Raw genomic sequence first — 26,984 nt, 5'->3', positions numbered from 1 at the left:
GGGGCGCGCCTACTCGAACCCGAGGGCAAACGCCGCGTCGAGGTCGTGCTGCGAATACGCCCGGAAGGCGATGTGGGTGGTGGTGTGGACCACGGAACCCACTTTGGACAGTTTGTCCGCGATAACGTCCGCCAACTCTTCGTGCTTGGTCACTCTGGCCACGGCTATGAGGTCCCATTCGCCCGTGACGGAGTAGACCTCACTGATGCCTTGGATGGCAGAGATCTGCTCGGCGGTCTCCGGGATGCGTGAGGCATCTGTTTTGATCAGGACGAAAGCGGTGATCACGTGGGGCCTTTCCGAAAATGCATCATTGCGGACTGCTTCAGCCTAGTGCATTTGCAGGTGGCAGGCCCTGTTCAGGGGCGGCGTTGCCGCGTTCGGGCCACCCTCGCCGCGAAAGCCACGATGAGCCGGTAGCCGAGCAGGAAAACCGCAAGGCTGACCAACGCGACGATCACGAAAGGCAGTACCACCGTTTGGCCGGTCGCAGCCCTGAGCAGCATTCCCACAAGTACGGTACTGACCCACACCAGGACGCCCGTCGGCCATGCGGCCAGGGGTGAGCGCCAGGCGCGGGCTGCGAGCCAGGCCAGCGCTGCTCCGGCCAGGAAGGGCCACGCTGTGGTGAAGGCGCCGGCAAGAATATCCCCGCGTGCATGCGCGTCCCTGCCAATGGCTGCGAAGACAAGGATCAACAGGACGTCTGCAATGGCCGCGGGAATCCACAGCCGTGATGGTGAAAGCATGCCTATGACATTATCCGGGCTTGCACCCGGGAGCGAAGCCGGCGTCTGTTTGCTTGGTGCGGACATTTACTACCTGTATAAGGGGTACGACGGCGGCTGAAGGTTTTGGGGGACAGGTGCCACCTGCCGCTGTTAGCATTGCGGCACTGTGACCAAACCAACACCATCCAGCCGTCCAGAAGGAGACCGTCCATGACAACCCGCCTCAATCCCTACATCTCATTCCGGGATAACGCCCGGGAAGCCATCACCTTTTATGAATCCGTTTTCGGTGGCGAACTGAATATCAGCACCTTCGGCGACTACCAGGCGAGCCAGGATCCTGCCGAAGCCGACAAGGTCATGCATGCCATGCTGGAAACCCCGGGCGGCTTGACCCTCATGGCTGCAGACACGCCCAACGGCATGTCTTTCAATCCTGGAGACAACATCTCCGTGTCATTGAGCGGCGAAGCGTCTGACGAAGGTGAACTCCGGGGCTTCTGGGACAAGCTGGTCGACGGCGGCACTGTCACTGTTCCCCTTGAGGCGGCCCCCTGGGGCGATACGTTCGGGATGTGTATCGACAAATTCGGTATCGGCTGGCTGGTCAACATTGCCGGCGCCCAGCAGGGGGAGCCGCAGACTGCATAGTGTCCGGTGGGGCAAAATGCTTGCCCCACCCACCGCGCGGAGCCGGGCATGTTGCCGTACAGTTCAGGCGGTCCGTTTCCCGCTGGGATCAAGCCGGTGGCCCATGTGTTTTGGGGTCCGAAGGACGATTGACCGGTCCATGATTTCGGCAAAGGGCAGTCGCTCTCCCAATTGCCGCTCAAGAAGGGTCATGTCTTCGACCCGGCGAAGCCACACCGTCATGATGATGGAGTACATACCGCCCGTAGTTGTGACCATCCGCACCTCTTCCAGGGTCGACAACCTCCGGGCCACTACTTCCACCTTGGTGGCGGGGACCCGCATGAAGTACCACACGTTCACTGGCCAAGGGGTGTAGGACCTGGCGACTTCCAGCCGCAAGGTCAAGCGGTTTTCGGCAACGACCGCGGCCAGGGCGTTCCTCGCCTTCGCAGGACTTATCCCAAGCGTGTTGGAAATGTCTGCAACGGGAATGCGGCCATCGAGCTTGAGAAGCAGTGCCAATTGTTTCTCGTGTTCGGCAGTGATCCCGCGGCCCGTCGATGTGGGCTCCGGGAGGTTACGTTCCAACAGCCGGGATTCCGTGTCGTGGAGTGACCGGAGCCGCCACTGCTTGGCGTCGGACAAAAGCTTGATGGCCCTGTGCGTCCGGGTGCTGCGGATCCCCTCAACGGTGCAAAGCCGTTCGAGCAGAAAGTAGCTCAGCTCGGCCTCTGTGGAGCACAGCAAGGTAACAAGCAGGTCCCTTCCCCCGGCGGTTTGGTGGATGGTCATCACCTGTGGATCGCCGGCAAGTTCTTCTGTGGCGCGGAGGATGCTGGCTGGCGCACAGTCGATCTCTACGACGGCCCCGGAGTATTTGGTCCCCAATCCAGGGTAGGACGTCACCCACGCCAATCCGGCGTCCTTCAGTGCGGTCCACCGCCTCGAAAGCGTTGCGGCATCGGCCCCGACTATAGGAGCAAGCGCTGCCCATGGGGCGCGGGGACGGATCTGCAGTGCGTGCAACAAGCGGAAATCCCGCTCGTCGAGTTCATATTCCTGCATTGACTCCCTAATTCTCGCTAGAAACGTGCATTCTGTGCGTATCTAATCATTGACTGCCTAGTTTGGGTGCGCTCAACACTCCATTCCGAAAGGCAGAAATGTCGCACCAACCCGCAACTCCGGCAGTGCAACCCCCAGCGCCGGGGGTTGGTACATCCGCCGGGCGGGTTGGACGGGCAGGCCGGACTGCGACGACGCCACATCGCGGGGATCCGCATGAGTTTCACTTGGTTGACCTGGTCCGCCGCGGGGACCTCGCCGCGTTCAGCGAACTGTATGAATCCCATCTTGCGGTGGCCGGCTATGTAGCTCGTGCGGAGACTGACAACGCCAGCGACGCGGAGGATGTGGTGGCCGAGGCATTCGCCTCGGTACTGGAGGCTTTGCTCGCCGGCAAGGGGCCAAGGGAGTCCTTTCAGGCCTACCTGACCACTACGGTCAGGCGGATGGCCCACCGCAGGAATGTCCGCAGCAGGCGGAATGCGACCCTGGGCTACGGCAGCGCCATGGATGATCTGGTCCTGGACGACAACTCGACCATCAGGGCCTTTGAGGCAACCGTCCTGATGCGCGCATTCCGTTCCCTGCCCACGCGCTGGCAGGCCGTTCTCTGGTGCGTCGAAGTTGAAGGCCTGAAACCTGCGGCTACCGGCCGGGTGATGGAGTTGAGCCCCAACGGAGTTTCCTCATTGCTGATCAGGGCAAGGGAGGGTTTGCGCCAGGCGTACCTGCAGGAACACGTGGCACAGACTCCCGATGACCCCTGCATCGATTATTCCCGGCACTTCGGCAAATACGTGCGGAACGCAGTCCGTAAGGCCGCGCGGCAACGCATAGCCAGCCACGTGGTTGCGTGTGCCCGCTGTGCTGATGTTCTGGTTTACCTCAAAGAGATCGACGAAGCCATGAACGAGCGGCCCAAGGGTGATGCCGCGACGGTGAGCTGACGCGGGACAAAGCAACGCATCTTGTCCCACCCTTCGTAGTTTGTTAGTATGACAGGACAAACTTCCAGAGGGGTAAAAATGCCATTGGTTCGAATCGACCTCAACGCCGGCAGGAGCCCGGAAGAGCTGGGGCAAATCAGCCGAAGTATCCATGAGGCGATACTCGCCGAGTATCGCATTCCGGAGCGCGACTACTTCCATATCGTCACCGAGCATGCGCCGGGCCAAATTTTCGCCCAGGATGCGGGGCTCGGGTTTGAGCGTTCGTCGAATGTCGTCATGATCCAGATCTTCACCCAGGAAGGCCGCAGCCGCGAGGCCAAGCAGTCCCTTTTTGCGGCCATAGCGGCGCGATTGGGTGAGGTTGGCGTTGCGGGCGAGGATGTCTTCCTTGGCTATGTCGAAAACACGGCTGGTGATTGGTCCTTCGGCTTTGGCCGTGCCCAGTACCTCACGGGGGAGCTTGCGGTTCCCGCCAAATAGCCGGCCCCACCCAGGCCAGACCGCCGGGAACCATGTTCAGGGGGTCGAGGGGGTTTGGCCTGCGCTCACTTTATGCAGCGATCAGGTTTCGTTGTAAATATGTCAGTACAAACCTTTGACAGGACATAAAATCTGGTGCAAAGTAGTCATGTGGCCCCGCTCACTGAGGGGTGGCAAGGCATTGGGGCCCAGCGCTCAAAGGTTCAGAGCTCACAAGAGAAAGGTCAACGATCATCGTGACCCACGAACTGCTTACGATCGGGCGCATCAGCGTTGATATCTACCCGAACGACATTGGCGTCGACCTGGAGGATGTTACGTCCTTCGGCAAATACCTTGGGGGGTCACCTTCCAACGTGGCCGTCGCCGCCGCACGTCATGGTCGCCGCGCGGGAATCATCACCCGAACCGGCGATGACGCTTTCGGCAACTACCTTCACAGGGAGCTGCATAAGTTCAAGGTGGATGATTCCTTCGTCTCGCCGGTCAAGGAGTACCCCACGGCCGTCACGTTCTGTGCAATCAAGCCGCCGGAAGACTTTCCCCTCTACTTCTACGGCCGATTTCCCACGGCTCCGGACCTGCAGATCAAAGCTGATGAGCTTGATCTCCAGGCCATCCGGGATGCCGGGATTTTCTGGTCAACCGTCACAGGGCTGTGCCAGGAGCCAAGCCGCGGTGCGCACCTGGCGGCGCACCAGGCCCGCCCGCGGACAGGACTCAAGGATGGCCAATTCACCATCCTGGATCTTGACTACCGTCCCATGTTCTGGAACTCGGAAGAGGAGGCCCGGGCGGAGGTTTCCAAGATTCTTCCGCACGTCACCGTTGCTATCGGTAACGACAAGGAATGTGCTGTTGCCGTGGGAGAAGGCACCCCCGATGAGCAAGCCGACCGCCTGTTGGCGGCCGGCGTCGAAATTGCCGTGGTCAAGCTTGGGCCGGAGGGTGTTATGGCCAAGACGCGCACCGAACGCGTCGTTTCGGCTCCTGTCCCCGTGGAAACCCTGAACGGCCTGGGCGCAGGCGATTCCTTCGGGGGCGCTTTCTGCCATGGATTGTTGTCAGGCTGGCCGCTTTCGGAAGTCCTGGATTATGCCAATGCCTCGGGCGCGATCGTGGCATCACGCCTTTCCTGTGCCGATGCCATGCCGACGCCGGATGAAGTCACCTCGCTGCTGGCCGACCGTGGCCGGCCTGTACCCGGCACAGGTCTTTCGGCGTCCAGCCTTGCAGAAGGAGCAGTGCGATGAGCCTGAATGAGGACCCCCGCCGTTATGAACACCTGAGCCGTGTCCGGTTGGAAGATCCGGAGGCGGTAGCCCGGGCTGCGGCCACCCGGCGCAGACACCCAGGCCTCAAGCACGGTAAGCAGAATTTCATCGTTGCCGCTGATCACCCGGCCCGGGGTGCCTTGGCCGTTGGTACCCAGCCTATGGCCATGGCCGATCGGCGCGATCTGTTGGATCGGCTGCAGGTTGCCCTGGCGAACCCTGCCGTTGATGGCATTTTGGCCTCACCTGACATCATGGATGACCTCCTGCTGCTCGGCGCTTTGGAGGGAAAACTCGTCTTCGGGTCCATGAACCGCGGGGGACTGGCCGGACTGGTCAATGAATTTGATGACCGCTTTACCGGGCATACCGCTGCAGCGCTGGAAGCGCTCGGAGCCGATGGCGGCAAAATGCTGACACGCATCTGCCTGGGTGACCCGGACACCGTGGCCACCTTGGAAGCAACGGCCAAGGCGATTGACTCTTTGGCTGAGCGGAAGCTCATTGCCATGGTTGAGCCCTTCCTTTCGGTGCGTGATTCCCATGGCAAAGTACGTAACGACCTCCGCGCAGATGCGGTTATCAAGTCAGTGGGCATAGCAGAAGGATTGGGTTCAACCAGCGCCTATACCTGGATGAAGCTGCCTGTGGTCGATGAGATGGAGCGCGTCATGGCCTCCACCACACTGCCCACCGTGCTTTTGGGTGGGGACCCTGCGGGAACGCAGGACGAGATTTTCGCCAGTTGGCAGGCTGCCCTCGCCCTGCCAGGCGTTCAGGGGCTCACCGTTGGGCGGACACTTCTCTACCCGGCCGACGGCGACGTCGCCGGTGCCGTGGCGACGGCCGCCTCGCTGCTGAACCACAGCGGGGCAGAGGCCAGCGCCCCAGGAGATCGAGGCATATCAGACCGTATCCCAGTGAAAGTATCGGAGTAGCCAGCAATGGGTACAACAACCCGTCGAATGACTGTGGCGCAGGCCGTAGTCGAATTCCTGTCCAAGCAATACACCGTGGATTCCATTAACGGCGTGGAGTACCGTGAGCGGCTCATTCCGGGAACGTTCGGCATTTTCGGCCACGGCAATGTGGCTGGTGTGGGCCAGGCATTGAAGCAGTACCAGGCTGCGGACCCTGGAATCATGCCTTACTACCAAGGCCGTAATGAGCAAGCCCAGGTACACCAGGCTGTCGGCTACGCCCGGCATACGCGCCGCCGCCAGACGTTCGCGATCAGCACCTCGATTGGTCCGGGGTCTTCAAACCTTTTGACCGGTGCTGCATTGGCCACCACCAACCGCCTTCCCGTGCTGTTGTTGCCGAGCGACACCTTCGCAACCCGCGCGGCAGACCCGGTTTTGCAGCAGCTCGAGCTCCCGTATGCGTACGACATCACTGTCAACGATGCCTTCCGTCCACTGTCCAGGTTCTTTGACAGGGTTTCCCGCCCGGAGCAGTTGTTTTCTGCGTTCCACCACGGCCTGCGCGTCCTGACGGACCCGGCTGAGACCGGCGCTGTCACCATTTCGCTGCCGCAGGATGTCCAAGCCGAGGCCTTCGAGGTCCCTGAGGAGTTCCTGGCTGAGCGTGAGTGGCGGATCCGCCGTCCCGAGGCTGAGGATGACGACATCCGCCGCGCGATGGAGGCCATCCGCGCGGCCAAGCGCCCGCTGATCATCGCCGGCGGTGGTGTCCTCTACGCCTACGCCAACGAGGAACTCGCCAAATTCGCCGAGTTGACGGGTATTCCCGTAGGAAACACTCAAGCCGGTGTCGGCGTCCTTCCGTGGGACCACAAACAATCTGTCGGTGCAATCGGTTCCACCGGTACGACGGCGGCCAACGCCATTGCAGCCGAGGCGGACCTCATCATCGGAATTGGCACGCGCTACGAGGACTTCACCACCGCATCCCGGACTGCGTTCCAGAACCCTGACGTTAAGTTCGTGAACATCAACGTGGCGCCGATCGACGCCTACAAGCACGGCACCACGCTGCCGATCGTCGCTGACGCCCGCAAGGCCCTGGTTAAACTCAACAAGGCCCTCGGTGGCTACCGGGTCGGTGCCGATCTCGAAGATAAAACGGCAATCGAAAAGAAGCGCTGGAACGCAATCGTGGACGAGGCTTTCGAAACCCGGCACACGCCGTTGCCGGCCCAAAACGAAATCATCGGGGCCACCAACAACGCCATGGACGACCACGACGTAGTCATCTGCGCCGCGGGTTCGTTGCCCGGTGACCTGCACAAGATGTGGCGCGTCCGGGATCCGTTCGGTTACCACGTGGAATACGCGTATTCCTGCATGGGCTACGAGATTCCCGGCGGTTTGGGCGTGAAGCGCGCAGCGCTGGCCGAAGCCGCAGCAGGCGGAGTCGACAGGGACGTGGTGGTCATGGTGGGGGACGGCTCCTACCTGATGATGCACACCGAACTGGTCACCGCCGTCGCCGAACGCATCAAGCTGATTGTCGTGCTCATCCAGAACCACGGCTATGCCTCCATCGGTTCGCTCTCCGAGTCCCTCGGCTCGCAGCGTTTCGGCACGCAGTACCGCGTCCTGGACGCTGAGCAACACAGCTTCGACGCCGGTGAGAAGCTTCCCATCGACCTCGCCACGAACGCCGAGTCCCTCGGCGCGAAGGTCATCCGGATCGAACCGGGGGAGCACGTCATCGAAGCCCTCGGCGCCGCCATCAAGGAAGCCAAGGCTGCCCCGGAAACGGGCCCGATCGTGATCCACATTGAGTCCGATCCTCTGCTGGACGCGCCGGACTCCGAGTCATGGTGGGACGTCCCGGTCTCAGCTGTTTCTGATCTCGAATCCACCCAGCAGGCCTACCAGACCTACACCCAGCACAAGAACCGCCAGCGTAAGCTGCTCGGCTAACCGCAGCTCTTAGAGCCACAGACCACTAGGAAGTCCGCACATGTCGACGACGACCACATTGACCACCATCCACCACTTCATCAACGGCGCCGAAACCACCGGCGAAGGCGACCGCACCCAGCCGGTCTACAACCCCGCGACCGGCCAGGTATCCGCGGAGCTGCGCCTGGCCAACGAGGCAGACCTGAATGCCACCGTCGCAGCGGCCCGCAAGGCAGCTGGCTCCTGGGGCGACATTTCCCTGGCGAAGCGCACCGCGGTGCTGTTCAAATTCCGCGAGCTCGTCGCAGCGCACGTGGATGAGCTCGCCGAGCTGATCACTGCCGAGCACGGCAAGGTCCTCTCCGATGCCAAGGGCGAGATTGGCCGCGGCCTGGAAGTGATCGAGTTTGCCTGCGGCATCCCGCAGCTGCTCAAGGGCGACTACTCGGACCAGGTCTCCACCGGGATCGATGTCTTCTCCTTCCGCGAGCCCCTGGGCGTCGTCGCCGGCATCACGCCGTTCAACTTCCCCGTCATGGTCCCGCTGTGGATGGCACCTATGGCAATCGCCACCGGTAACGCCTTCATCCTCAAGCCCTCCGAGCGTGACCCGTCCGCCTCGATGCTTCTGGCTAAGCTGTGGAAGCAGGCCGGCCTTCCCGACGGCGTTTTCCAGGTTCTTCATGGCGGCAAGGAAACCGTGGACGGATTGCTGACACACCCGGACGTGGACGGCATCTCCTTTGTCGGTTCCACCCCGATTGCCCAGCACGTCCACGAGACCGCAACCAAGCACGGCAAGCGCGTGCAGGCTTTGGGCGGGGCGAAGAACCATGCAATCGTGATGCCCGACGCCGACCTCGACAACGCCGCCGACCACCTGGCCGCTGCCGCCTTCGGTTCCGCAGGGGAGCGCTGCATGGCTATCTCAGTCGCTGTCGCCGTCGGCGATGCTGCAGACTTGATCGTCAAGAAGGTCGAAGAACGCGCCCTGGCAGTGAAGGTCAAGAACGGGACTGAACCCGACGCCGAAATGGGTCCGGTCATCACCCCGGCCTCCAAGGAACGGATCGTCAAGATCGTCACCGAAGCCGAAACCGCCGGTGCCGCCATGGTGGTCGATGGGCGCGATCTGGTAGTCCCCGGCCATGAAGACGGTTTTTGGGTGGGTCCCACGGTGATCGACCACGTGAAGACCGAAATGACCGCCTACACCGAGGAAATCTTCGGGCCGGTCCTGGTGGTGGTGCGCGTCGCCGACCTTGAAGAAGGCATCGCGCTGATCAACTCCAACCCCTACGGCAATGGCACTGCGATCTTCACCTCTTCGGGTGCGAACGCGCGGAAATTCCAGCGTTCGGTGACTGTGGGCATGGTGGGCATCAACGTGCCCCTGCCAGTCCCGGTGGCGTACCACTCCTTCGGTGGTTGGAAGAACTCCCTCTTCGGGGACAAGCACATTTACGGACCCGAAGGCGTGTCGTTCTACACGCGCGGCAAGGTCATCACCTCGCGCTGGCCTGAACCGACCCACGCCTCCGGCGCCTCCTACAACTTCCCGTCCAACTAAAAACATCCAGCCCCTCCGCCACCCCGCCGCGCAACAGCGGCAGGGACCCTGGCGGCCCGGCTCCAAGAAGAGGAAGACAACGTTGTCATGACTGATGTCGAGAACAAGCTGATCATCGGTACTGCACCCGACTCGTGGGGTGTCTGGTTCCCGGACGATCCCCAGCAGACTCCGTGGGAGCGGTTCCTGGATGAAGTTGCCGAGTCCGGCTACAAATGGATTGAACTGGGGCCGTATGGCTATTTGCCCAATGACCCGGGCCGGCTTGCTGATGAATTGAAGCAGCGCGACCTCCAAGTCACCGCGGGTACGGTCTTCACGGCATTCCACCGTGGTGCCAAGCAATACGACGAAGCGTGGGAGCCGGCCCGCAAGGTGGCCGAACTCACTGCTGCCATGGGCGGTGAACACATTGTGGTCATCCCTGCGATGTGGCGGGACGACGTCACCGGCGAAGCAGTGGAGAACGGCGAGCTCACGGACGAGCAATGGGCTGACCTGTTTGCAGGCCACAACCGCATGGGCAAGGTCCTGTTGGAGGACTTCGGACTGCACCAACAGTTCCACTCCCACGCCGACTCCCATGTTGGCGCCCAGAAGGACATTGAAACCTTGCTGGAGGCCACGGATCCCCGGTACCTGAATCTTTGCCTGGACACGGGGCACGCTGAGTACTGCGGCGCGTCCAGCCTTGAACTCATCAAGAACCACCCGGACCGCATCGGATACCTGCACCTGAAGCAGATCAATCCCGAGGTCCTGGCCGAGGTCAATGAAAAGAACATGACGTGGGCAGCGGCCAACCTGGCCGGTGTCATGACCGAGCCGCCGAACGGCTTGCCTGATTTGCGTGCTGTCATCGAAGCTGTCGAAGCCCTGGACCGTCCGATCTTTGGCATCGTGGAACAGGACATGTACCCCGTAGCCTTCGACGTACCGATGCCGATCGCCAAACGAACCCGCAATTACCTGCTGTCCTGTGGATCCCGCACCCGCGTCCAGTAGCACGGTCAAGTAACAGCGGCCAGCAACAGCGACCGCTGACAGCGTCCAGCAACAGCCACCCAAGAAGAACTTCACGAAGGAAAATACAGTGACCAAGACTCTCCGCGTTGCCGTTATCGGTGCGGGCCGCATGGGTGCGGACCACATCAAGCGCCTCAGCACACGTATCCATGGCGCTGAAGTCGCCGCCGTCGTCGACGTCGACCTCGCACGGGCGCAGTCTGCAATTGAAGGCATTGACGGTGCCGTTGCGCTGGCCAGCGCTGAGGAGGCACTGAATAACGGCGACGTGAACGCCGTCCTGATCGCGACCCCGGGGTTCCTCCACGAGGAAATCCTCTACAAGGCTTTGGAGAAGAACTTCCCGATTCTCTGCGAGAAGCCCCTCACCCCTGACGCCGAAAGCGCCTGGAAAGTTGTCCAAGCGGAACAAGCCCTGGGCCACAAGCGCATCCAGGTCGGCTTCATGCGCCGTTTTGATGCTGAGTACTCGGCTTTGGGTGCGATGGTCCGGAACGGCGGGTTGGGGGAGTTGCTGATGCTCCACCACCAGCACCGCAACCCCAGCACGCCCGAGGGCTTCACCAACGAAATGCTCATCAACGACTCCGTGGTCCACGAGTTCGACGCGATCCGCTACTTCACGGGTGAGGAAATCACCTCTGTGCAGGTCCGTCTTGGCAAGCCCACGCGCAGTGCGCCCAACGGACAGCACGATCCCCAGCACGTGCTGCTGGAGACCGAGTCCGGTGTGTTGGCCGACGTCGAGATCTATGTCAACGCCAAGTTCGGCTACCAAGTAGCCACACAAGCCTCTTTCGAAGACGGAATCGTCAGCATCGGCGGGGACGCCGGACCCTACATCCAGACCGCGGGCAAGTGGGGCGGCAACGTCACACCAGGTTTTGAAGACCGCTTCGGGGCTGCGTACGACGTCGAGGTGCAGTCATGGGTTGATTCCGCTCTCCGCGGAGAAATCGGCGGCCCCACCGCCTGGGACGGATACGCCACCGCTGCCTGCTGTGAGGCCGGCGTGGAGGCCCAGAAGTCCGGCGAGAAGGTCAAGGTCCGCTTGAACACCAAGCCGGATCTCTACAAGTAGGGATGGACCATGAAGATTGCCCTTGATCCCACACCGTTTCACCATAGCCACGGCCTCCTGGAGTTCCCGCGGGTAGCTGCCGACCTTGGCTACAAGTACCTTCAGATGACTCCCCATGCGGACCTCATTCCGTTCTACAACCACCCCAAAGCGGATGATGAGTTGGTGGCCAAGCTGAAGGCCGCGTGCAAGGATGCCGGCGTCGAAATCGCCTCCGTCCTGCCCGTTCTGCGCTGGTCCGGACCCGACGAGGACGCACGGGAAGCAGCCGTCCGCTACTGGAAGCGGGCCATCCAGATTGCGGTGGACCTCGGTGTCCAGACCATGAACACTGAGTTCAGCGGCCGTCCGGAGAAGGCGGAAGAGTCCGAGCGCGCGTTCTACCGCTCAATGGAAGAACTGCTGCCGATCATTGAACGCGAAGACATGGACGTACTCATAGATCCGCATCCTGATGACTTCGTGGAGGACGGGTTGGCGGCACTGCGCGTCATCCGGGGCGTCAACTCACCGAACATCGGCATGGTGTACGTGGCTTCGCATTCTTTCCACATGGGCAACAAGCCCCTGGAGATCATGCGGGCGGCCGGCGACAAGCTGCGCCTGGTCCACGTCTCGGACACCATGAACCACCATGCCTCCCACGGACTTCGCTACATCACCAACCCACCCGGCAACGCAGTCCGCGTCCACCAGCACCTCAAAATCGGCGACGGCGACGTGAACTGGGATGAGTTCTTTGGCGGGCTGAAGGAGATCGGGTTCCTGGACAAGGAGAACACCGTCATGGTTTCCTCAGTCTTCGCCGAGGATGAGAATGCGGAGGAAGTCTCCGTCTACCAGTTGGAGACAATGAAGCAGCATATTCAAAAGGTCAGCGCGTGAGCGCTCCATTGCCTTCGGAGACCGCTGCGAAGCCGGTAAACCACCGGAGGGCACTCCGGACCGTGACGATCATCTCCACTTTTGGAGGGCTCCTCTTCGGCTACGACACCGGCGTCATCAACGGCGCCTTGCCGTACATGCAGGAGGACCTGGGCCTCACGCCCTTGACCGAAGGGCTGGTGACCTCTTCACTGCTGTTTGGTGCCGCGTTTGGAGCCCTTTTGGGTGGAAGGCTCGCCGACCGGCACGGACGGCGCAGGATGATTATGGTCCTTGCCATGATCTTCCTGCTGGGAACACTTGCCTGTACTTTCGCTCCGAGCACGGAAATCATGGTGGCTGCCCGGTTCATTCTTGGCCTGGCCGTCGGTGGTGCCTCGGTTACGGTGCCGGTCTACCTTGCTGAAGTTTCTCCCAGTGCCCGCCGTGGCAGGATTGTCACCCAGAACGAGCTCATGATTGTCACTGGGCAACTGCTGGCTTTTATCTTCAATGCCTACCTGGGGAACACGTTTGGGGAAGCGGGCGGAATCTGGCGTTGGATGCTGGTGATCGCAACGCTGCCGGCGATCGCCCTTTGGATTGGCATGAACTTCATGCCCGAGAGCCCGCGGTGGCTTGCTTCCATAGGGAACTTCGGGGAGACCCTGAGCGTCCTTCGGCGGATTCGGTCACAGGAAGAGGCCAGGGTTGAATTCGAGGACGTCAAAGCCATGGCCGTGGAGGACTACAAGTCCAAAATGGGTTCATGGAAGGACCTGGGCATTCCTTGGCTCCGCAGGATTTTCGTGGTGGGCCTTGGCTTGGCCGTGATCCAGCAAATTACCGGCGTGAACTCGATCATGTACTACGGCACCCAGATACTGGCGGAATCAGGATTTGGGCGGGAGGCTGCCCTGACGGCGAATATTGCCAACGGCGTCATCTCCGTCCTGGCAACCTTTGCAGGGATCTGGCTCCTGGGGAAGGTCGGCAGGCGGAAGATGCTCATTACCGGGCAGATTGGCACTACAACTGCCCTCCTGCTCATTGGGATCTTCTCCTTGGTGCTTCCTGAAGGGACTGCGCGCGGGTTTGTCATCCTGGCCTTGACGGTCACCTTCCTCGCGTTCCAGCAGGGTGCGATTTCCCCGGTTACGTGGCTGATGCTCTCGGAAATCTTCCCCCTCAAGATCCGAGGTCTGGGCATGGGAGCTTCTGCCTTTGTTTTGTGGATAGTCAACTTCCTGGTGGGCTTTGGCTTCCCCCAGCTCCTGGCGGCTATTGGTCTTTCGAATACCTTCTTCGTCTTTGCGGTGCTCGGCGTCGCTGCCATCACCTTTGCCGCGAAGTTCATCCCGGAAACCAAGGACAAGACTCTTGAGGACCTGGAGCACTATTTCAAGAACGTCGCCGGCAAGGCATCAGTGCCGGCGGCTCCGACGGGCCCCTGAGCACAACAACCAAGTCTTCAAACAAGCCACGAAAGGGCAGCACCGCTGGTATCAGCGGTGCTGCCCTTTTTGTCGAATGAGGCCACCATTCAATGGAGTAACTGAATATTACGTGATTACATCCTAATGTCAGGACAAACTATTGACTTATGTGCCGTGGATCACCATGATCAATGTAGGCGCAATCCGGTGGCTGCAAGGTGGCAGCCCGGAGCTGAAATCAAAGGAGATTCATCGTGGGAAAGTTTTCCTGGCGTAAAGCGGCCGTGGTGGCCGCAGTAGTCCCGCTACTGGCTCTTAGCGCGTGTTCGAGCACGGGCGGCAAAACCGACTCAACCGGCGGCGGTGCCGGTGGGGGACAGGTCGCCTCGACGGAGCGCATCAAAGTAGCTCTCATTACGCACGCCGCCCCCGGCGACACTTTCTGGGACATTCTCCGCAAAGGCGCCGAGGAAGCTGCTGCAAAGGACAATGTGGAACTTCTCTACACGTCGGATCCCGAAGGCGGGCGGCAGGCCCAACTGATTCAGCAGGCCATCGACCAGAAAGTGGCCGGTATCGCTGTCACCCTGGCCAAGCCGGACGCCCTGAAGGATGTGCTCAAGAAGGCGGCCGATGCTGGTATCCCCGTGGTCAGCCTCAACTCCGGTGCAGATGTGTGGAAGCAGGTGGGCGCTTTCACCCACTTCGGCTCCGACGAGAACCTGGCCGGCGCGGCGGTGGGAGAAAAGCTCACTTCCCTCGGGGTGAAGCATCCAATTTGCGTGATTATGGAGCAAGGCAACGTCGCTCTTGATTCACGGTGCGCAGGCGTCAAGTCGAAAGTCCCGGGCACCGAAAACCTCTTCGTGCAGGGCACGGACATGACCCAGGTTTCCTCCACAGTAACGGCCAAGCTTCAGGCAACACCGGACGCAGACGCCATCATCGGCCTGGGTGCACCCTTTACCCTGACCATCAACAAGGCAGTGGAATCGCTCGGCCTGCAAAGCAAAGTCAAGGTTGCATCATTTGACATGAACGGCGAGCTCGCGCAGGCCATTATCGATGGCAAAGTGGCGTTCACCGTTGACCAGCAGCCGTGGCTTCAGGGCTACGGCGCCGTTGACGCGCTGTGGCAGGTCAAGCGCGGCGGATTCCATGTTGGCGGCGGCCTTCCTGTTCTGACGGGTCCCTCGATCATCGATCAGTCCTCGGCCCCCGACGTCCTCAAGTTCGCCAAGGAAGGTATCCGCTAAGGATTCCCCCAAGCAGGTTCCCGGGCTTTCGTCCGGGGACCTGCCCTAGCAGGAGAAAGCCATGACACAGACCTTATCCAAAACCCCCCTTCCCCTTCGTGATGAACGTATCGGCAGGCGCAATCCACTTCAAAAGCTGTTGGGCCGGCCGGAAGTGGGCGCCCTTGTGGGGGCAATAGTCCTCTTCATCTTCTTTGCATTGGTTTCGCCCACATTCCTGCAACCCGCATCATTTGCCACAGTCCTCTATGGAAGCTCCACCATTGGAATCATGGCTGTAGGTGTTTCCCTGCTGATGATTGGCGGAGAATTCGACCTTTCCACCGGTGTTGCCGTCATTAGCTCAGCCCTCACGGCATCCATGTTCAGTTGGTACTTCAGTACCAACGTCTGGGTCGGTGTGGGCCTGGCCTTGGTGGTGTCGCTTGCCATCGGCTTCATCAACGGCTGGATCCTGATGAAGACCAAACTTCCAAGCTTCATCGTCACCTTGGCCACGTTCCTGATGCTGACCGGCCTGAACCTGGGGCTGACAAGGATGATCGGCGGTGGAGTTTCATCGCCCTCCATCTCAGACATGGATGGCTTTTCCTCAGCTCAAGCTGTCTTTGCCTCCTCCGTCAACCTTGGTGGAGTCGAAGTCAAGATCACCGTCTTCATGTGGGTTGCCCTCGTCGCTGTCGCCACCTGGGTTCTCATGCGGACGCGCGTAGGTAACTGGATCTTTGCCGTCGGTGGAGATGCAAATGCTGCCCGTGCGGTAGGTGTTCCGGTCAAGGCCACGAAGATCGGACTCTTCATGGGCGTTGGCTTCTGTGGCTGGATCCTGGGCATGCACAACCTCTTCGCCTTTGACTCAGTACAGTCCGGCGAAGGTGTGGGCAACGAGTTCCTTTACATCATCGCCGCAGTCATCGGCGGTTGCCTCCTGACCGGTGGCTACGGCTCGGCCGTGGGCGGCGCTATCGGCGCGTTTATCTTCGGCATGGCCAACAAGGGCATCGTGTATGCGCAGTGGAACCCGGACTGGTTCAAGTTCTTCCTGGGCCTGATGCTGCTTCTCGCCACGATCGTCAACCTCATCGTCAAACGCCGCGCTGAATTGAAGTAAGGGGCACACGGAAATGAATGCCAAAGCAATCGACCAGGAAACGCTGCTGCAAAATGAGCGTGATCCACTCACCCACACACCCGTCCACCTCCTGTCCTTGGATGGGGTGGGCAAGCACTACGGCAACATCATCGCGCTCAGTGAAGTAACCATGGCCGTGGACAACGGCCGCGTGACCTGTGTGTTGGGCGATAACGGTGCAGGCAAGTCCACACTGATCAAAATCATCGCCGGACTCCACCAGCACGACGAGGGCGTCCTGAACATCATGGGCGAGGAACGGAAGTTCAGTTCCCCCCGTGATGCCTTGGACGCAGGCATCGCCACTGTCTACCAAGACCTTGCAGTGGTACCGCTGATGCCGATCTGGCGCAATTTCTTCCTCGGATCAGAGCTCACAAAAGGCTTCGGGCCGTTCAAGTCCATGGACGTCGAGCAAATGAAAGCCATCACGCTCAAGGAACTGGCCGAGATGGGTATTGACCTGCGTGACGTGGAGCAACCCATCGGGCAGCTCTCCGGCGGCGAACGCCAATGTGTCGCCATCGCCCGGGCCGTGTACTTCGGTGCAAAAGTCCTCATTCTGGACGAACCCACCGCAGCATTGGGCGTCAAGCAGTCGGGCGTGGTGTTGCGCTATATCCTCCAGGCCCGCGACCGCGGCCTCGGCGTCATCTTCATTACCCACAACCCGCACCATGCTTTCCCGGTGGGAGACCGCTTCCTGCTGCTCAAACGCGGCAAGTCCATTGGCTACTACGACAAGAAGGACATCACCCTGGACGAGCTCACCGCCCAGATGGCCGGTGGCGCGGAGCTTGCCGAACTCGCCCACGAGCTGGAGCAACTGGGCGGGCACGGGGATGTGGTCAAGGCAGTCAAGGCCGAGGTGGCCGACGTCGATGTCACAGTAAGTTCCGGCGGCCCGAAACACGGGTAATGCCGGCAGGCGGCGGGGTGTTCCGGAGCTGGTCCGGAACACCCCGCGCTGCTGTGCGCATCACCTGTACCCACTACTCCCACCATCAGAAGGGAACACCATGCCAATCCGGGTAGGCGTCATTGGCGCTGGAATCATGGGTGCTGACCACATCAGAAACCTCTCAACCACCATCGGCGGAGCCGAAGTCACTTTTGTTGCAGACCTCGACGCCGGTCGCGCGGCTGCAGCTTCCCCCGCCTCAGCACGCATCACGACGGACCCGTCGGAACTGATCAACTCCAGTGAGGTGGACGCCGTCGTTGTTGCCTCACATGATTCCACGCACGCCGGTTTGGTCCTGGAATGCTTCGAGGCGATGACGCCGGTGCTGTGTGAAAAGCCGCTGGCACCCACGCTTCTGGAAAGCCTGGAAGTGGTGGCTGCCGACGCCGACATGGTTGCCGCCACAGGTACCTCACTCCTGTCCCTGGGCTTCATGCGCCGCTTTGATCCTGGCTACGTGGCTCTCCGAAGTGCTGTGGAAACAAGGTCCCAAGGGGAGCCCCTGATGGTCCATTGCGTCAGCCGGAATGCTGCGGCGGCTCCGGGCGCCACCTCGGAGTCAGCCATCACCAATTCGGCCATTCATGAGCTGGATATCATTCCATGGCTTTTGGGGTCCCCGGTTACCGAGGTGTCGTGGCAGGCAGGCAAGAGCACCCGAAATGGTGGAGACGGCTTGCAGGACCCATCGTTCATGACACTCCGTACCGCGGAAGGAACACTCACTACGCTGGAGCTCTACCTCAACGCCCGGTACGGCTACACCACGCGCTGTGAGGTGGTCTCCGAGCTGGGGACGACCAGTTTGCAGGAGCACACCCTTCTCAGCATCGAACAGGACGGGACCAGGCAACAGATCATCCCCCCTGACTGGCGCCCCCGCTTTGCCGATGCCTACCGCCTCCAGCTGCAGGCATGGATCTCAGCCTTGGCCCGTGGAGAACAGCCGCCCCTCGCCGGAGCGCAGGACGGACTGAATGCGGCCCTTATTGCCCAAGCCATGATCCAGTCCCTCCACAGCAATGGCGCGTCGACCAAAGTCAGCTACTCATGACCACGGCTTCACTTCCGCTGTCCCGTGTTCCGGACCCCAAAGATGCGCCGGCGCTTCGCTGGGGAATCATGGGGCCGGGGTGGATAGCTGAACGGTTCGCCCAATCGGTCCAGGCGCATACCGGGCAGGTGATCACCGCCGTCGGGTCCCGTTCGCTGAAGCGGTCCAAAGCGTTTGCGGAGAAGTTCAACCTTCCTGCCGCCTACGGCAACTATCAGGACCTTGTTGCAGCACCGGAGGTGGACATTGTGTATGTCTGCACACCACACACCGCCCATCACGCTTCCGCCCTGCTGGCAATCGACGCCGGAAAGCATGTCCTGATCGAGAAACCTTTGGGCCTCAATGCCAGCCAGGCACGGGACATTGCCCTGAAGGCAGAGTCAGCGGGGGTATTCGCTGCCGAGGCCATGTGGACCTTTTTCCTGCCGAAGTTTGATGTGATCCGGCAAATCCTGCAAGCCGGCATGCTGGGAACCATCACCACTGTTGTTGCCGAATATGGCGAGCACTTTGACCCCTCCCATCGCATCTTCCGTCCCGAACTGGCCGGAGGGCCCCTGCTTGATCTCGGCACATACCCGCTGGCCCTCGTCACAGAGGTGCTGGGGAGTCCGCGGGAGTTGCACGCCCTCGGTCAGCCCCACAGGACAGGCGTAAACGCCCAGTTGTCGGCCATCATGACGTTCGACGGCGGTGCACAGGCGACCGTGAACACCCACCTGCACAACTTCACCCCGACAACCGCAACGATCGTTGGTACCGAAGCCACCCTGGTGATCGAAGGCCCGTTCAACATGCCGGGCGCATTCGAAGTCAGATTCCCTGACGGGTCCAAGCTCCGCTATGACGAAGCATCGGCCGGCCATTTCGAAGGCCTGCACTATGAGGCGGCAGCGGTAGCGCGCTCCATTTCCAGTGGCGACTTCCAAGCGAGCCAAAGAACGCTGGAAGCATCCATCCGAACTCTCGACGTCGCGGACGAAATCCGGCGCCAGCTGGGGATTGTGTTCCCGGGCGATCACGATCAGTAAGCCACGGCCACCCCGAGCCACCACCCATAATTTTCTCCGGAAGGAACATCATGAAAGACATCACACTCGGCTTGGTCGGCGTGGGGCGCATTGGCGTCATGCATGCGAAGAACATCACCGCTTTGAATCCGGAACTGCATCGCCGGGGAGTAAACGTACGGCTACGCCTCACTGACGTCGCCGCTGACCATGCGAGGACGGTCGCGGAGGAACTTGGGGCAGAGTTCGTGGAGTCGGTGGCGGAACTGGTCGGCTCCGGGGTGGACGGCTTGGTCATAGCCACCGGAACGGGAACCCACCCCGAGCTCATTCGGGTTGGTGTGGACGCCGGGATTCCGGTCTTCTGCGAGAAGCCGGTGGCCATGAACGTTGGTGACGCGTTGCCGGTGCTCGAGTACATCAGGGCCAATAACGGCGTGGTGCAGATCGGTCATCAGCGTCGCTTCGATGCAGGCTACCTCGAAGCACGACGGGCTTATCAGGCCGGCGAGCTTGGTTGGATACATTCCCTGCGTGCCGTCACGTGCGATATGACGCCGCCGCCGGTGGAATTCCTCGCCTCATCCGGCGGCTTGTTCCGTGATTGCTCGGTCCATGACTTTGACATCCTCCGGTGGCTGACGGGGAGGGAAATCGTTGAGGTGTATTCCAAGGGCTCGAACAACGGGGACCCCGCCATTGGTGGAGTGGGAGATGTGGATACGGCCCTGGCCGTTGTAACTTTCGACGACGGCACTGTAGGAACGGTCTCGGCCAGCCGTTACAACGGGGCTGGGCACGATGTCCGGTTGGAGATCCAGGGTTCCAACAATTCGGTCATGGTGGGCCTGGACCCGAAGACCGCCATGGTTTCTGCTGAACCGGGCATCGCCTTCCCGGATGGGTACCCGCACCAGACATTCGCCGAGCGTTTTGAGGCGGCGTACCACTCCGAAATGGCGGCGTTCATTGAGTTGATACTGGGGGAGCGGGAGAATCCCTGCACACCCGAAGACGCTGTAGCGGCATCGCGGGTAGCGGATGCAGCGCAGGCATCGCTGGTGACGGGAGCGCCGGTCAGAGTGGCGCTGGCAGTCAAGCTCTGACCAAAGAGAAGAGCCTCCGCCTGAATCTAAGGGATTCAGGCGGAGGCTTCTCTTTTTTGCAGGGCGGGACCGGGCCGGATCAGACGCCGAACGGCAGGCGCGGGTCGATGTCCTGGCCATCCCAGCTCTGCCGTACCCAGCCATGGTGCGGGTCATCGCTGATGAGCCACTCGCGGACAGGGCCCGGCCCGGCCATCACGTTGAGGTAGTACAGGTCATAGCCCGGGGCGGCCATGGCGGGGCCATGCCAGCCATAGGGGACCAGGACCACATCACCGGTGCGGACCTCCGCCGCGACGTCAATGGGACGATCGTCAGAGGCGTAGACCCGCTGGTAGCCAATGGCGTCGGCATCCGAGGGTGCCCCGGAGCCGGCGGCAACCTGCGTCTCGAAGTAATAGATTTCCTCGAGGTGGGTTTCGCCATCCTTTTCTTCATCGTGCTTGTGCGGGGGATAGGAGGACCAGTTTCCAGCGGGGGTAATGACCTCGCAGACAATGAAACGGTCCGCTTCCAGTGCCGCAGGCGTGCCGAAATTGTGGACCTGCCGTGAGCAGTTGCCGGCCCCACGCAATTCGACCGGTGTCTCGGCGGCGGCAATAAGCCGTGTGGGGTACGAGGCCTGTGCCGGCGCAGTCGCCACGGCAACCCGGCCGCCGTCGACCGTCGTAATGGAAACGGCCTTGCCGGTGCCCGAGTACAGGACGTCACTGGGGCCGCTGAAGACGGAGGGCCGTCCTGCGAGGGCGTGGTCGACGCCGTCCACGGTCACAGTGAAGGATCCGTTGAGGGGGACCACAATCCGCTCTTCATTGGCAGCTGGAAGCTCGACGGCGGAGCCCGCGGCCAGCGTGGCGACCTTCAGTCCTGTATGCGCCCAGCCGTCCACTGTTGTTGTGGAATCCGATGTTCCAAGGGAAATGTCCCAGTTGCCCTGGGCTGCAGTGCCCAGCGGGTAGACCCAATTGGTCATGGTAGGGGAGTCCTTTGCGGTTAGCGCTGTACGAGGGTCATTTCAAAGCTGTAGGAGTCGGCGCGGTAGACGTGATGGCCCGTCTCCACGCGCCGCCCCGTGTCATCCACTGCCGTACGTTCCATGGTCACCAGGGCGGAGTTGACGTCCGTATCCAGGAGGGGTGCCTGGTAGTCGTTGGCGATCATCGCGCCAATTCGCTGCGTCGCCAAGCGGAAGTTCACGCCGCCCCTTCGGAGAATCGCGTAAAGGCCTTCACTGGCCAACATGGCTTCATCCATGGCGGCAATGTCATCCCGCACCCAGTTCTCCATCAACGCCAGGGGCTTTCCGCCCACTTTGCGCAGGCGGGTGAAGTGGTAGACCTTTGAACCCGCCGGAAGTTGCAGCGTGGCCAAAGTGGGAGCGTCTGCCTCCATGTGGGAGAAGCTCAGAACTTCCGTGGTGGGCTTCTTGCCGTTGTTGGTGAGGTCATCGAACAAGCTGGACAGTTCCAGCGGCCGGCGTACCTGGCTGGAAACCACCTGGGTCCCCACGCCACGTTTACGGACCAGCAGGCCGGATCTGACCAACTCGTCCATGGCTTTGCGCATGGTTGGCCGGGACAGGTTCAGCTGCGCCGCGAGGTCGATCTCGTTGTCCAGCCGGCTCCCGGGCTCCAGGACACCGCTGTGGATGGCTGCCTCGATGCCCTGGACCACCTGGTGATAAAGGGGCACGGGGGAGGAGCGGTCGATGTTAAGACCAAGTTGATTCGCCACTGAATGTTCCCCACGTTCCAGGTTCCCGCCGCTGCGCCGGTGCCTGAGGCGTTCGCGGTATGTCACCCTTTGTTCTTTTGATAGGACATGCTGTTCTTTTTTCGATACTAGCAGGCGTACGTGGAGGGTCAAGTAAGTTCGTCGCTCGGCCTGTGGACAAGGAAGAGCCGCCATGTCCTGACGTCAGCCCAGTAAACGGCATGCGGAACGAGCCGCTTCTTATGTTCATCATGCGCCCGTGAATTTGCTGTGCGGAACTTGTTGTGCCAAACGTCAGGGAGGGCTTCAGGCCAGTGCGTCGTGGACGGGGTGCTTTAGGGCGTTCTGCACGAGCCGATGGGCGGTGAATGCCTGGTCTGCGGGGAGGGCCTCTTCCGCTTTACTTTACATAATGTAGATTATCGGCGTTATGGAAGAGCGTCCGGGAGGGGCGGCAGCCTCGTGTCAGGGTGCTTCGTGTCCCAAGCGCCCAGCTGCGTTTTTCTGAATGTCCGCGGCCTTCGCCGAGTAGTCGGCGATGACGCGCAGTTCCTGGTCGCTGTAACCCTCAAGCAAGGCGGCCAGTCCGTTCATGAAGTCCAAGAAATATGGCGTCGCGGCTGTCACTTGGTCGCCGACCAGTTCTATCAGGACCTTCCGCTTGTCCTCGTCATGCCTGACCCGGCGGGCTATTCCCTTGCTTTCCAAGCGCTGCATCAGGCCGGTCACCGATGCCGGCGCCAGGCCTGAGTGCTGACCGAATTCGCCCGCTGTCATTGGCCCGAGCCGCAGCAGGATGTCAATGGCTTTGCCTTCGGTTGCGGATAATCCGCGAAGTTCGGAGAGCTTCGTGTGGAACATGACGGCCGCCGTCGAAAGCTCCCGCCCGGAGGCGTAAACCGCTTCGAGCAGGGCTTTTCGGGCATCCGGGTCGCTGTCTGACTGCATGCACCGAGGCTAGCAAGGTATTTCGCAATCCCGAAAGGATTGACGACCCAGGGTCACAGCGATATATTTCGTTCGACCGAACGAAATAACTTTGGAGGCCCTGATGTTCAATTGCATGGTTATAGGCGCCGGCATTGCCGGACTCTCAAGTGGCATAGCGCTGCACAAGGCCGGCCACCGGCCAGTCATCTTCGAAGCCTACGGAGTGCCCTCCGATGGCATCGGCGGCTTCCTGACGGTGGCCGTCAATGGTTTCGATGCCCTGGACACCCTTGGGCTCAAAGGCGCGGCGGGCCGGTTGGGTTTCAGCACTCCCCTGATGTCCATGTACTTGGGAAGCAGCGGCAAGCACCTTATTGACTTCGACTACGGCGGGTCCCTGCCTGCGGCACCACCGCCCGCACCATGACCCGCTCCGAGCTGTACGGCATGCTGCGGGAAGAAGCCGGCCGGCGGGGCATCGGCATTGTTTACGGTAAAAGGCTGACCGCAGTGGGGGAAGCGCGCGAGGGCGTGAGCGCCGTTTTTCACGATGGAACCACTGCGCATGGAGACATCCTGGTTGGTGCCGATGGCCTTCACTCACGGGTCAGAACGCTGATTGACCCCGATTCGCCGGAACCAAGGAACATTCCGTTGCTCAATACGGGCGGCATAGTCCCGGCCGGGGTTCTGCCGCCCGGGCTGGTTGACATCGAAGCCGGGCGAATGAAGATGGTCTTCGGCAAGCGCTGCTTCTATTGCTACATGCAGGATCCCGACGGCCGGACCTGGTGGTTTGCCAACCCCCTGCAACGGTCCTCTGAAGATCCCGCCACATTGGACGCAGGCGCCCGTAAGGAGTGGCTGACCAAGCTCGTCGCCGGGGACCGCACCATCATGGCGGCCATCATTACCGCCACGGATGACACCATCAGGCCTTACACCACCTCGGACTTTCCAAGTGTTCCCCGCTGGCAGCGCGACAGGCTTGTCCTGGTGGGCGATGCCGCCCACGCAGCTTCGCCGTCGTCGGGGCAGGGAGCTTCGATGGCCATCGAAGACGCAGTCACCCTGGGCCGTTCCCTTCAAGGCCAGGAGCAGGGTTCACTCCCGGAGGCGCTGGCTCGATATGAGAACGAGCGCCGGGCGCGGGCGGAATCGGTAGTGGAATGGGGACGCCGAAATGCGGCGCCGAAAATCCGAGGCCAGTTCAAGCGCGTCTTCGAGGACCTGGTCCTTCCGGCGGTCTTCCGGGGAATTGCCCGCAGATCGGAGGACACCTTCGATTGGGTGTATCGCCATCACATCCAATGGGACACCGCGACGTCGGACATCGCCTGAGCGGAAAGGGGTCAGCAAATGCGGGCGCGGCTGCGCTTCGGGCCGGGACGGACCGGGCCGGCCCGAAGCGCTTGCAGTTCTCAGGCGCCTACGTAAGCGGCCAAGTGCTTGCCCGTCAGGGTCGACTTCCCAGCCACAAGCTCTGCCGGTGTTCCAGCGAAGACGATGTTGCCGCCGTCGTGACCTGCACCTGGCCCGAGGTCGATAATCCAGTCAGCGTGAGCCATGACGGCTTGGTGGTGCTCGATCACGATGACGGACTTGCCAGATTCGACCAGGCGATCCAGCATTCCGAGGAGGTTCTGGACGTCAGCCAGGTGCAAGCCGGTAGTTGGCTCATCCAGGATGTAGATATCGCCCTTCTCGGACATCTGCGTGGCCAGCTTCAGCCGTTGCCGCTCACCGCCGGACAGGGTGGTCAACGGTTGGCCCAGCGTGAGGTAGCCGAGGCCAACATCTGCCAAGCGGACCAGCACTTTGTGCGCCGCCGGAGTTTTGGCTTCCCCCTCGCTGAAGAAGACTTGTGCTTCATTCACGGACATTGCAAGCACTTCTGCAATATTGCGATCCCCCAGCCTATATTCGAGAACCGAGGCCTGGAAGCGCCTTCCCTCGCACTCTTCGCAGGGCGACTCCACAGTGGCCATCACGCCCAGATCCGTGTAGATCACCCCGGCGCCGTTACAGGTGGGGCAGGCGCCTTCGGAGTTGGAACTGAACAACGCCGGCTTCACACCGTTGGCCTTGGCGAAGGCCTTCCGGATGGGTTCCAGCAGTCCTGTGTAGGTGGCGGGGTTGCTTCTGCGCGACCCACGAATGGCGCCCTGGTCTATCACCAAAACGCCCTCGCGCGTCGCCACAGAGCCGTGGATCAGGGAACTCTTGCCGGAACCGGCCACACCGGTCAGGACACAAAGAACGCCGAGGGGAATGTCTACGTCGACGTTTTTGAGGTTGTTGGTGGAGGCTCCCCGAATCTCCAAGTGGGTGGATGAAGTGCGAACTTTCTCTTTGATGGAGGCACGGTCATCGAGGTGGCGTCCGGTGATGGTCGCGCTCCCCCGCAGTCCGTCCAGATCTCCCTCGTAGCAGACAGAGCCGCCGCCGGTTCCTGCGCCGGGCCCAAGATCAACCACGTGATCGGCGATCGCAATTGTTTCCGGTTTGTGTTCCACCACCAGAACCGTGTTGCCCTTGTCCCGCAATTGCAGCAACAGCTGGTTCATCCTTTCGATGTCGTGCGGATGGAGTCCAATGGTGGGTTCATCAAAAACGTAGGTTACGTCGGTGAGGGATGATCCAAGGTGCCGGATCATCTTGGTCCGTTGCGCCTCTCCCCCGGACAAGGTGCCGGCGGGACGGTCGAGGGAGAGATACCCCAGGCCGATCTCCTTGAAGGAATCCAGGAGGTGCTGGAGGCCCTTCAGGAGCGGCGCCACCGAGGGCTCTTGGAGTTCGCGGATCCAGTCGGCGAGGTCGCTGATCTGCATGGTGCAGACATCTGCGATGCTCTTGCCCTTGATCCTGGACGAACGTGCCTCGGGGCTCAACCGCGTCCCCTCGCACTCAGGGCACGTGGTGAAGGTGATGGCGCGCTCAACGAACGCCCGGATGTGCGGCTGTAAAGCGTCCACATCCTTGCTGAGCATCGACTTCTGGATCTTGGGAATCACGCCTTCGTAGGTGAGGTTGATGCCCTCCACCTTGATCTTGGTGGGTTCGCGGTACAGGAGGTCGTGGAGCTCCTTCTTGGTGAACTTGGCGATGGGTTTATCCATATTGAAGAAACCGGAACCGCTGAAGATCCGTCCGTACCAACCATCCATGGTGTAGCCGGGAATGGTGAGCGCACCCTCGCTAAGGGACTTGGTGTCGTCATAGAGTGCCGTGAGGTCGAAGTCGTTGACGGAGCCCATCCCTTCACACCGTGAGCACATACCGCCCAAGCGGCTGAAGGTGGCTTTTTCCGTCTTCGTTTTGCCCTCGCCCCGCTCAACGGTGATGGCGCCACTGGCCTTCACTGTGGGGACGTTGAAGGAGTAGGCGTTGGGTGATCCGATGTGTGGCTGGGCGAGGCGGCTGAAGAGGATCCGCAGCATGGCGTTGGCGTCCGTGGCGGTGCCCACGGTTGACCGCGGATTCGAGCCCATGCGTTCCTGGTCAACGATGATCGCCGTCGTCAGGCCTTCGAGCATATCCACGTCCGGGCGGGCCAGCGAAGGCATGAATCCCTGCACGAATGCGCTGTAGGTCTCGTTGATCATGCGCTGCGACTCTGCGGCGATGGTTGCAAAAACCAGCGAACTTTTTCCCGAACCGGAGACACCCGTGAACACCGTGAGCCGGCGCTTGGGAATCTCGATGCTGACGTCCTTCAGGTTGTTCTCGCGCGCACCCTGGACCCTGATGAGATCGTGGGTGTCAGCGACATGCGACGCGGGAGAATCCGTGTCAGTACTCGCAGCAATAGTCATCATCTCTCCATCTGTGGG

Annotated in this window: 26 protein-coding genes; 19 read left to right on the top strand and 7 right to left on the bottom strand. The window is 61.2% G+C overall.

The features are described 5' to 3' along the window. Positions 1–9: 9 nt before the first annotated feature. Together BLQ01_RS11835 and BLQ01_RS11830 are read right to left on the bottom strand one after the other, a co-directional pair. Positions 10–288, bottom strand: coding sequence for an Lrp/AsnC family transcriptional regulator (locus BLQ01_RS11835; protein ID WP_026540747.1), 279 nt, complete (start codon positions 286–288; stop codon positions 10–12). A 71-nt stretch (positions 289–359) separates the two neighbouring features. Continuing rightward, positions 360–749 (bottom strand): DUF3054 domain-containing protein, encoded by a 390-nt coding sequence (locus tag BLQ01_RS11830; protein WP_091551873.1) that lies wholly within the window; start codon positions 747–749, stop codon positions 360–362. A 192-nt stretch (positions 750–941) separates the two neighbouring features. Here BLQ01_RS11830 and BLQ01_RS11825 point away from each other — a divergent pair, with 192 nt between their 5' ends. Further along, complete coding sequence (locus BLQ01_RS11825) at positions 942–1,382, top strand: VOC family protein (protein ID WP_091551872.1); 441 nt, start codon at positions 942–944, stop codon at positions 1,380–1,382. 63 nt (positions 1,383–1,445) lie between these two features. On the opposite strand, the gene BLQ01_RS11820 is transcribed toward BLQ01_RS11825, so the two are convergent. After that, a complete protein-coding gene (locus BLQ01_RS11820) occupies positions 1,446–2,429 on the bottom strand; it encodes an Lrp/AsnC family transcriptional regulator (RefSeq protein WP_091551870.1) in 984 nt (327 codons plus the stop codon). Positions 2,430–2,656: 227 nt separating this feature from the next. Here BLQ01_RS11820 and BLQ01_RS11815 point away from each other — a divergent pair, with 227 nt between their 5' ends. The 16 genes from BLQ01_RS11815 (at position 2,657) to BLQ01_RS11740 (ending at position 20,508) form a co-directional block, all read left to right on the top strand. Beyond that, positions 2,657–3,376, top strand: coding sequence for an RNA polymerase sigma factor (locus BLQ01_RS11815; protein WP_175493421.1), 720 nt, complete (start codon positions 2,657–2,659; stop codon positions 3,374–3,376). 78 nt (positions 3,377–3,454) lie between these two features. After that, positions 3,455–3,859, top strand: coding sequence for a tautomerase family protein (locus BLQ01_RS11810; RefSeq protein ID WP_026540743.1), 405 nt, complete (start codon positions 3,455–3,457; stop codon positions 3,857–3,859). Between the two features lie 236 nt (positions 3,860–4,095). Then, positions 4,096–5,112 (top strand): 5-dehydro-2-deoxygluconokinase, encoded by a 1,017-nt coding sequence (iolC, locus tag BLQ01_RS11805; RefSeq protein WP_091551867.1) that lies wholly within the window; start codon positions 4,096–4,098, stop codon positions 5,110–5,112. Beyond that, on the top strand, positions 5,109–6,071 hold the full coding sequence (locus tag BLQ01_RS11800) for a Cgl0159 family (beta/alpha)8-fold protein (protein WP_091551865.1): 963 nt from the start codon (positions 5,109–5,111) through the stop codon (positions 6,069–6,071). The genes iolC and BLQ01_RS11800 overlap by 4 nt, the downstream gene beginning before the upstream one ends. A gap of 6 nt (positions 6,072–6,077) precedes the next feature. After that, positions 6,078–8,024 (top strand): 3D-(3,5/4)-trihydroxycyclohexane-1,2-dione acylhydrolase (decyclizing), encoded by a 1,947-nt coding sequence (gene iolD / locus BLQ01_RS11795; RefSeq protein WP_175493420.1) that lies wholly within the window; start codon positions 6,078–6,080, stop codon positions 8,022–8,024. Positions 8,025–8,064: 40 nt separating this feature from the next. Next, positions 8,065–9,576, top strand: a complete 1,512-nt coding sequence (locus tag BLQ01_RS11790; protein WP_091551862.1) for a CoA-acylating methylmalonate-semialdehyde dehydrogenase — start codon at positions 8,065–8,067, stop codon at positions 9,574–9,576. Between the two features lie 87 nt (positions 9,577–9,663). Then, positions 9,664–10,581, top strand: a complete 918-nt coding sequence (locus BLQ01_RS11785) for a sugar phosphate isomerase/epimerase family protein (RefSeq protein ID WP_091551861.1) — start codon at positions 9,664–9,666, stop codon at positions 10,579–10,581. 88 nt (positions 10,582–10,669) lie between these two features. Beyond that, entirely contained in the window at positions 10,670–11,683 is a 1,014-nt protein-coding gene (locus BLQ01_RS11780; RefSeq protein WP_026546849.1) for a Gfo/Idh/MocA family protein, read from the top strand. Between the two features lie 9 nt (positions 11,684–11,692). Further along, positions 11,693–12,568, top strand: a complete 876-nt coding sequence (locus tag BLQ01_RS11775; RefSeq protein ID WP_026546848.1) for a sugar phosphate isomerase/epimerase family protein — start codon at positions 11,693–11,695, stop codon at positions 12,566–12,568. After that, the gene (locus BLQ01_RS11770; protein WP_051421513.1) at positions 12,565–14,001 is read left to right on the top strand and encodes a sugar porter family MFS transporter; all 1,437 of its coding nucleotides are present in this window, start codon (positions 12,565–12,567) and stop codon (positions 13,999–14,001) included. Before BLQ01_RS11775 ends, BLQ01_RS11770 begins: the two co-directional genes overlap by 4 nt. Before the next feature lie 236 nt (positions 14,002–14,237). Next, the gene (locus BLQ01_RS11765; protein WP_026540734.1) at positions 14,238–15,239 is read left to right on the top strand and encodes a substrate-binding domain-containing protein; all 1,002 of its coding nucleotides are present in this window, start codon (positions 14,238–14,240) and stop codon (positions 15,237–15,239) included. 61 nt (positions 15,240–15,300) lie between these two features. Then, entirely contained in the window at positions 15,301–16,350 is a 1,050-nt protein-coding gene (locus BLQ01_RS11760) for an ABC transporter permease (RefSeq protein ID WP_026540733.1), read from the top strand. 13 nt (positions 16,351–16,363) lie between these two features. After that, positions 16,364–17,290, top strand: coding sequence for an ATP-binding cassette domain-containing protein (locus tag BLQ01_RS11755; protein WP_026540732.1), 927 nt, complete (start codon positions 16,364–16,366; stop codon positions 17,288–17,290). A gap of 100 nt (positions 17,291–17,390) precedes the next feature. Continuing rightward, positions 17,391–18,389: a Gfo/Idh/MocA family oxidoreductase gene (locus BLQ01_RS11750; protein WP_026540731.1), complete on the top strand. Its 999-nt coding sequence runs from the start codon at positions 17,391–17,393 to the stop codon at positions 18,387–18,389. Beyond that, the gene (locus BLQ01_RS11745; protein ID WP_091551859.1) at positions 18,386–19,423 is read left to right on the top strand and encodes a Gfo/Idh/MocA family protein; all 1,038 of its coding nucleotides are present in this window, start codon (positions 18,386–18,388) and stop codon (positions 19,421–19,423) included. The genes BLQ01_RS11750 and BLQ01_RS11745 overlap by 4 nt, the downstream gene beginning before the upstream one ends. A gap of 50 nt (positions 19,424–19,473) precedes the next feature. Beyond that, positions 19,474–20,508 (top strand): Gfo/Idh/MocA family oxidoreductase, encoded by a 1,035-nt coding sequence (locus BLQ01_RS11740; RefSeq protein WP_091551857.1) that lies wholly within the window; start codon positions 19,474–19,476, stop codon positions 20,506–20,508. Positions 20,509–20,587: 79 nt separating this feature from the next. Here the strand turns inward: BLQ01_RS11740 and iolB are convergent, their stop codons facing one another. The 3 genes from iolB to BLQ01_RS11725 all read right to left on the bottom strand — a co-directional run bounded on the left by iolB (position 20,588) and on the right by BLQ01_RS11725 (position 23,169). After that, positions 20,588–21,481 carry a 5-deoxy-glucuronate isomerase gene (iolB, locus tag BLQ01_RS11735; RefSeq protein WP_026540728.1) on the bottom strand — a complete coding sequence of 298 codons (894 nt, stop codon included), beginning with the start codon at positions 21,479–21,481 and terminating at the stop codon, positions 20,588–20,590. A 20-nt stretch (positions 21,482–21,501) separates the two neighbouring features. Beyond that, a complete protein-coding gene (locus BLQ01_RS11730; protein ID WP_026540727.1) occupies positions 21,502–22,242 on the bottom strand; it encodes a GntR family transcriptional regulator in 741 nt (246 codons plus the stop codon). A gap of 444 nt (positions 22,243–22,686) precedes the next feature. After that, complete coding sequence (locus BLQ01_RS11725) at positions 22,687–23,169, bottom strand: MarR family transcriptional regulator (RefSeq protein WP_091551855.1); 483 nt, start codon at positions 23,167–23,169, stop codon at positions 22,687–22,689. Positions 23,170–23,272: 103 nt separating this feature from the next. On the opposite strand from BLQ01_RS11725, the gene BLQ01_RS22545 reads away from it, so the two are divergent. Both BLQ01_RS22545 and BLQ01_RS11720 read left to right on the top strand, forming a co-directional pair. Next, positions 23,273–23,578 carry an FAD-dependent oxidoreductase gene (locus BLQ01_RS22545; protein WP_217638376.1) on the top strand — a complete coding sequence of 102 codons (306 nt, stop codon included), beginning with the start codon at positions 23,273–23,275 and terminating at the stop codon, positions 23,576–23,578. Beyond that, on the top strand, positions 23,575–24,492 hold the full coding sequence (locus tag BLQ01_RS11720) for an FAD-dependent oxidoreductase (protein ID WP_217638375.1): 918 nt from the start codon (positions 23,575–23,577) through the stop codon (positions 24,490–24,492). Before BLQ01_RS22545 ends, BLQ01_RS11720 begins: the two co-directional genes overlap by 4 nt. Positions 24,493–24,572: 80 nt before the next feature. On the opposite strand, the gene BLQ01_RS11715 is transcribed toward BLQ01_RS11720, so the two are convergent. Further along, a complete protein-coding gene (locus BLQ01_RS11715; protein ID WP_175493419.1) occupies positions 24,573–26,966 on the bottom strand; it encodes an ATP-binding cassette domain-containing protein in 2,394 nt (797 codons plus the stop codon). Positions 26,967–26,984: the final 18 nt, after the last annotated feature.

The sequence above is a fragment of the Arthrobacter sp. UNCCL28 genome (assembly GCF_900102805.1).
GTDB lineage: Bacteria > Actinomycetota > Actinomycetes > Actinomycetales > Micrococcaceae > Arthrobacter > Arthrobacter nicotinovorans_A.
This window is presented reverse-complemented; position numbering and strand designations above follow the sequence as displayed.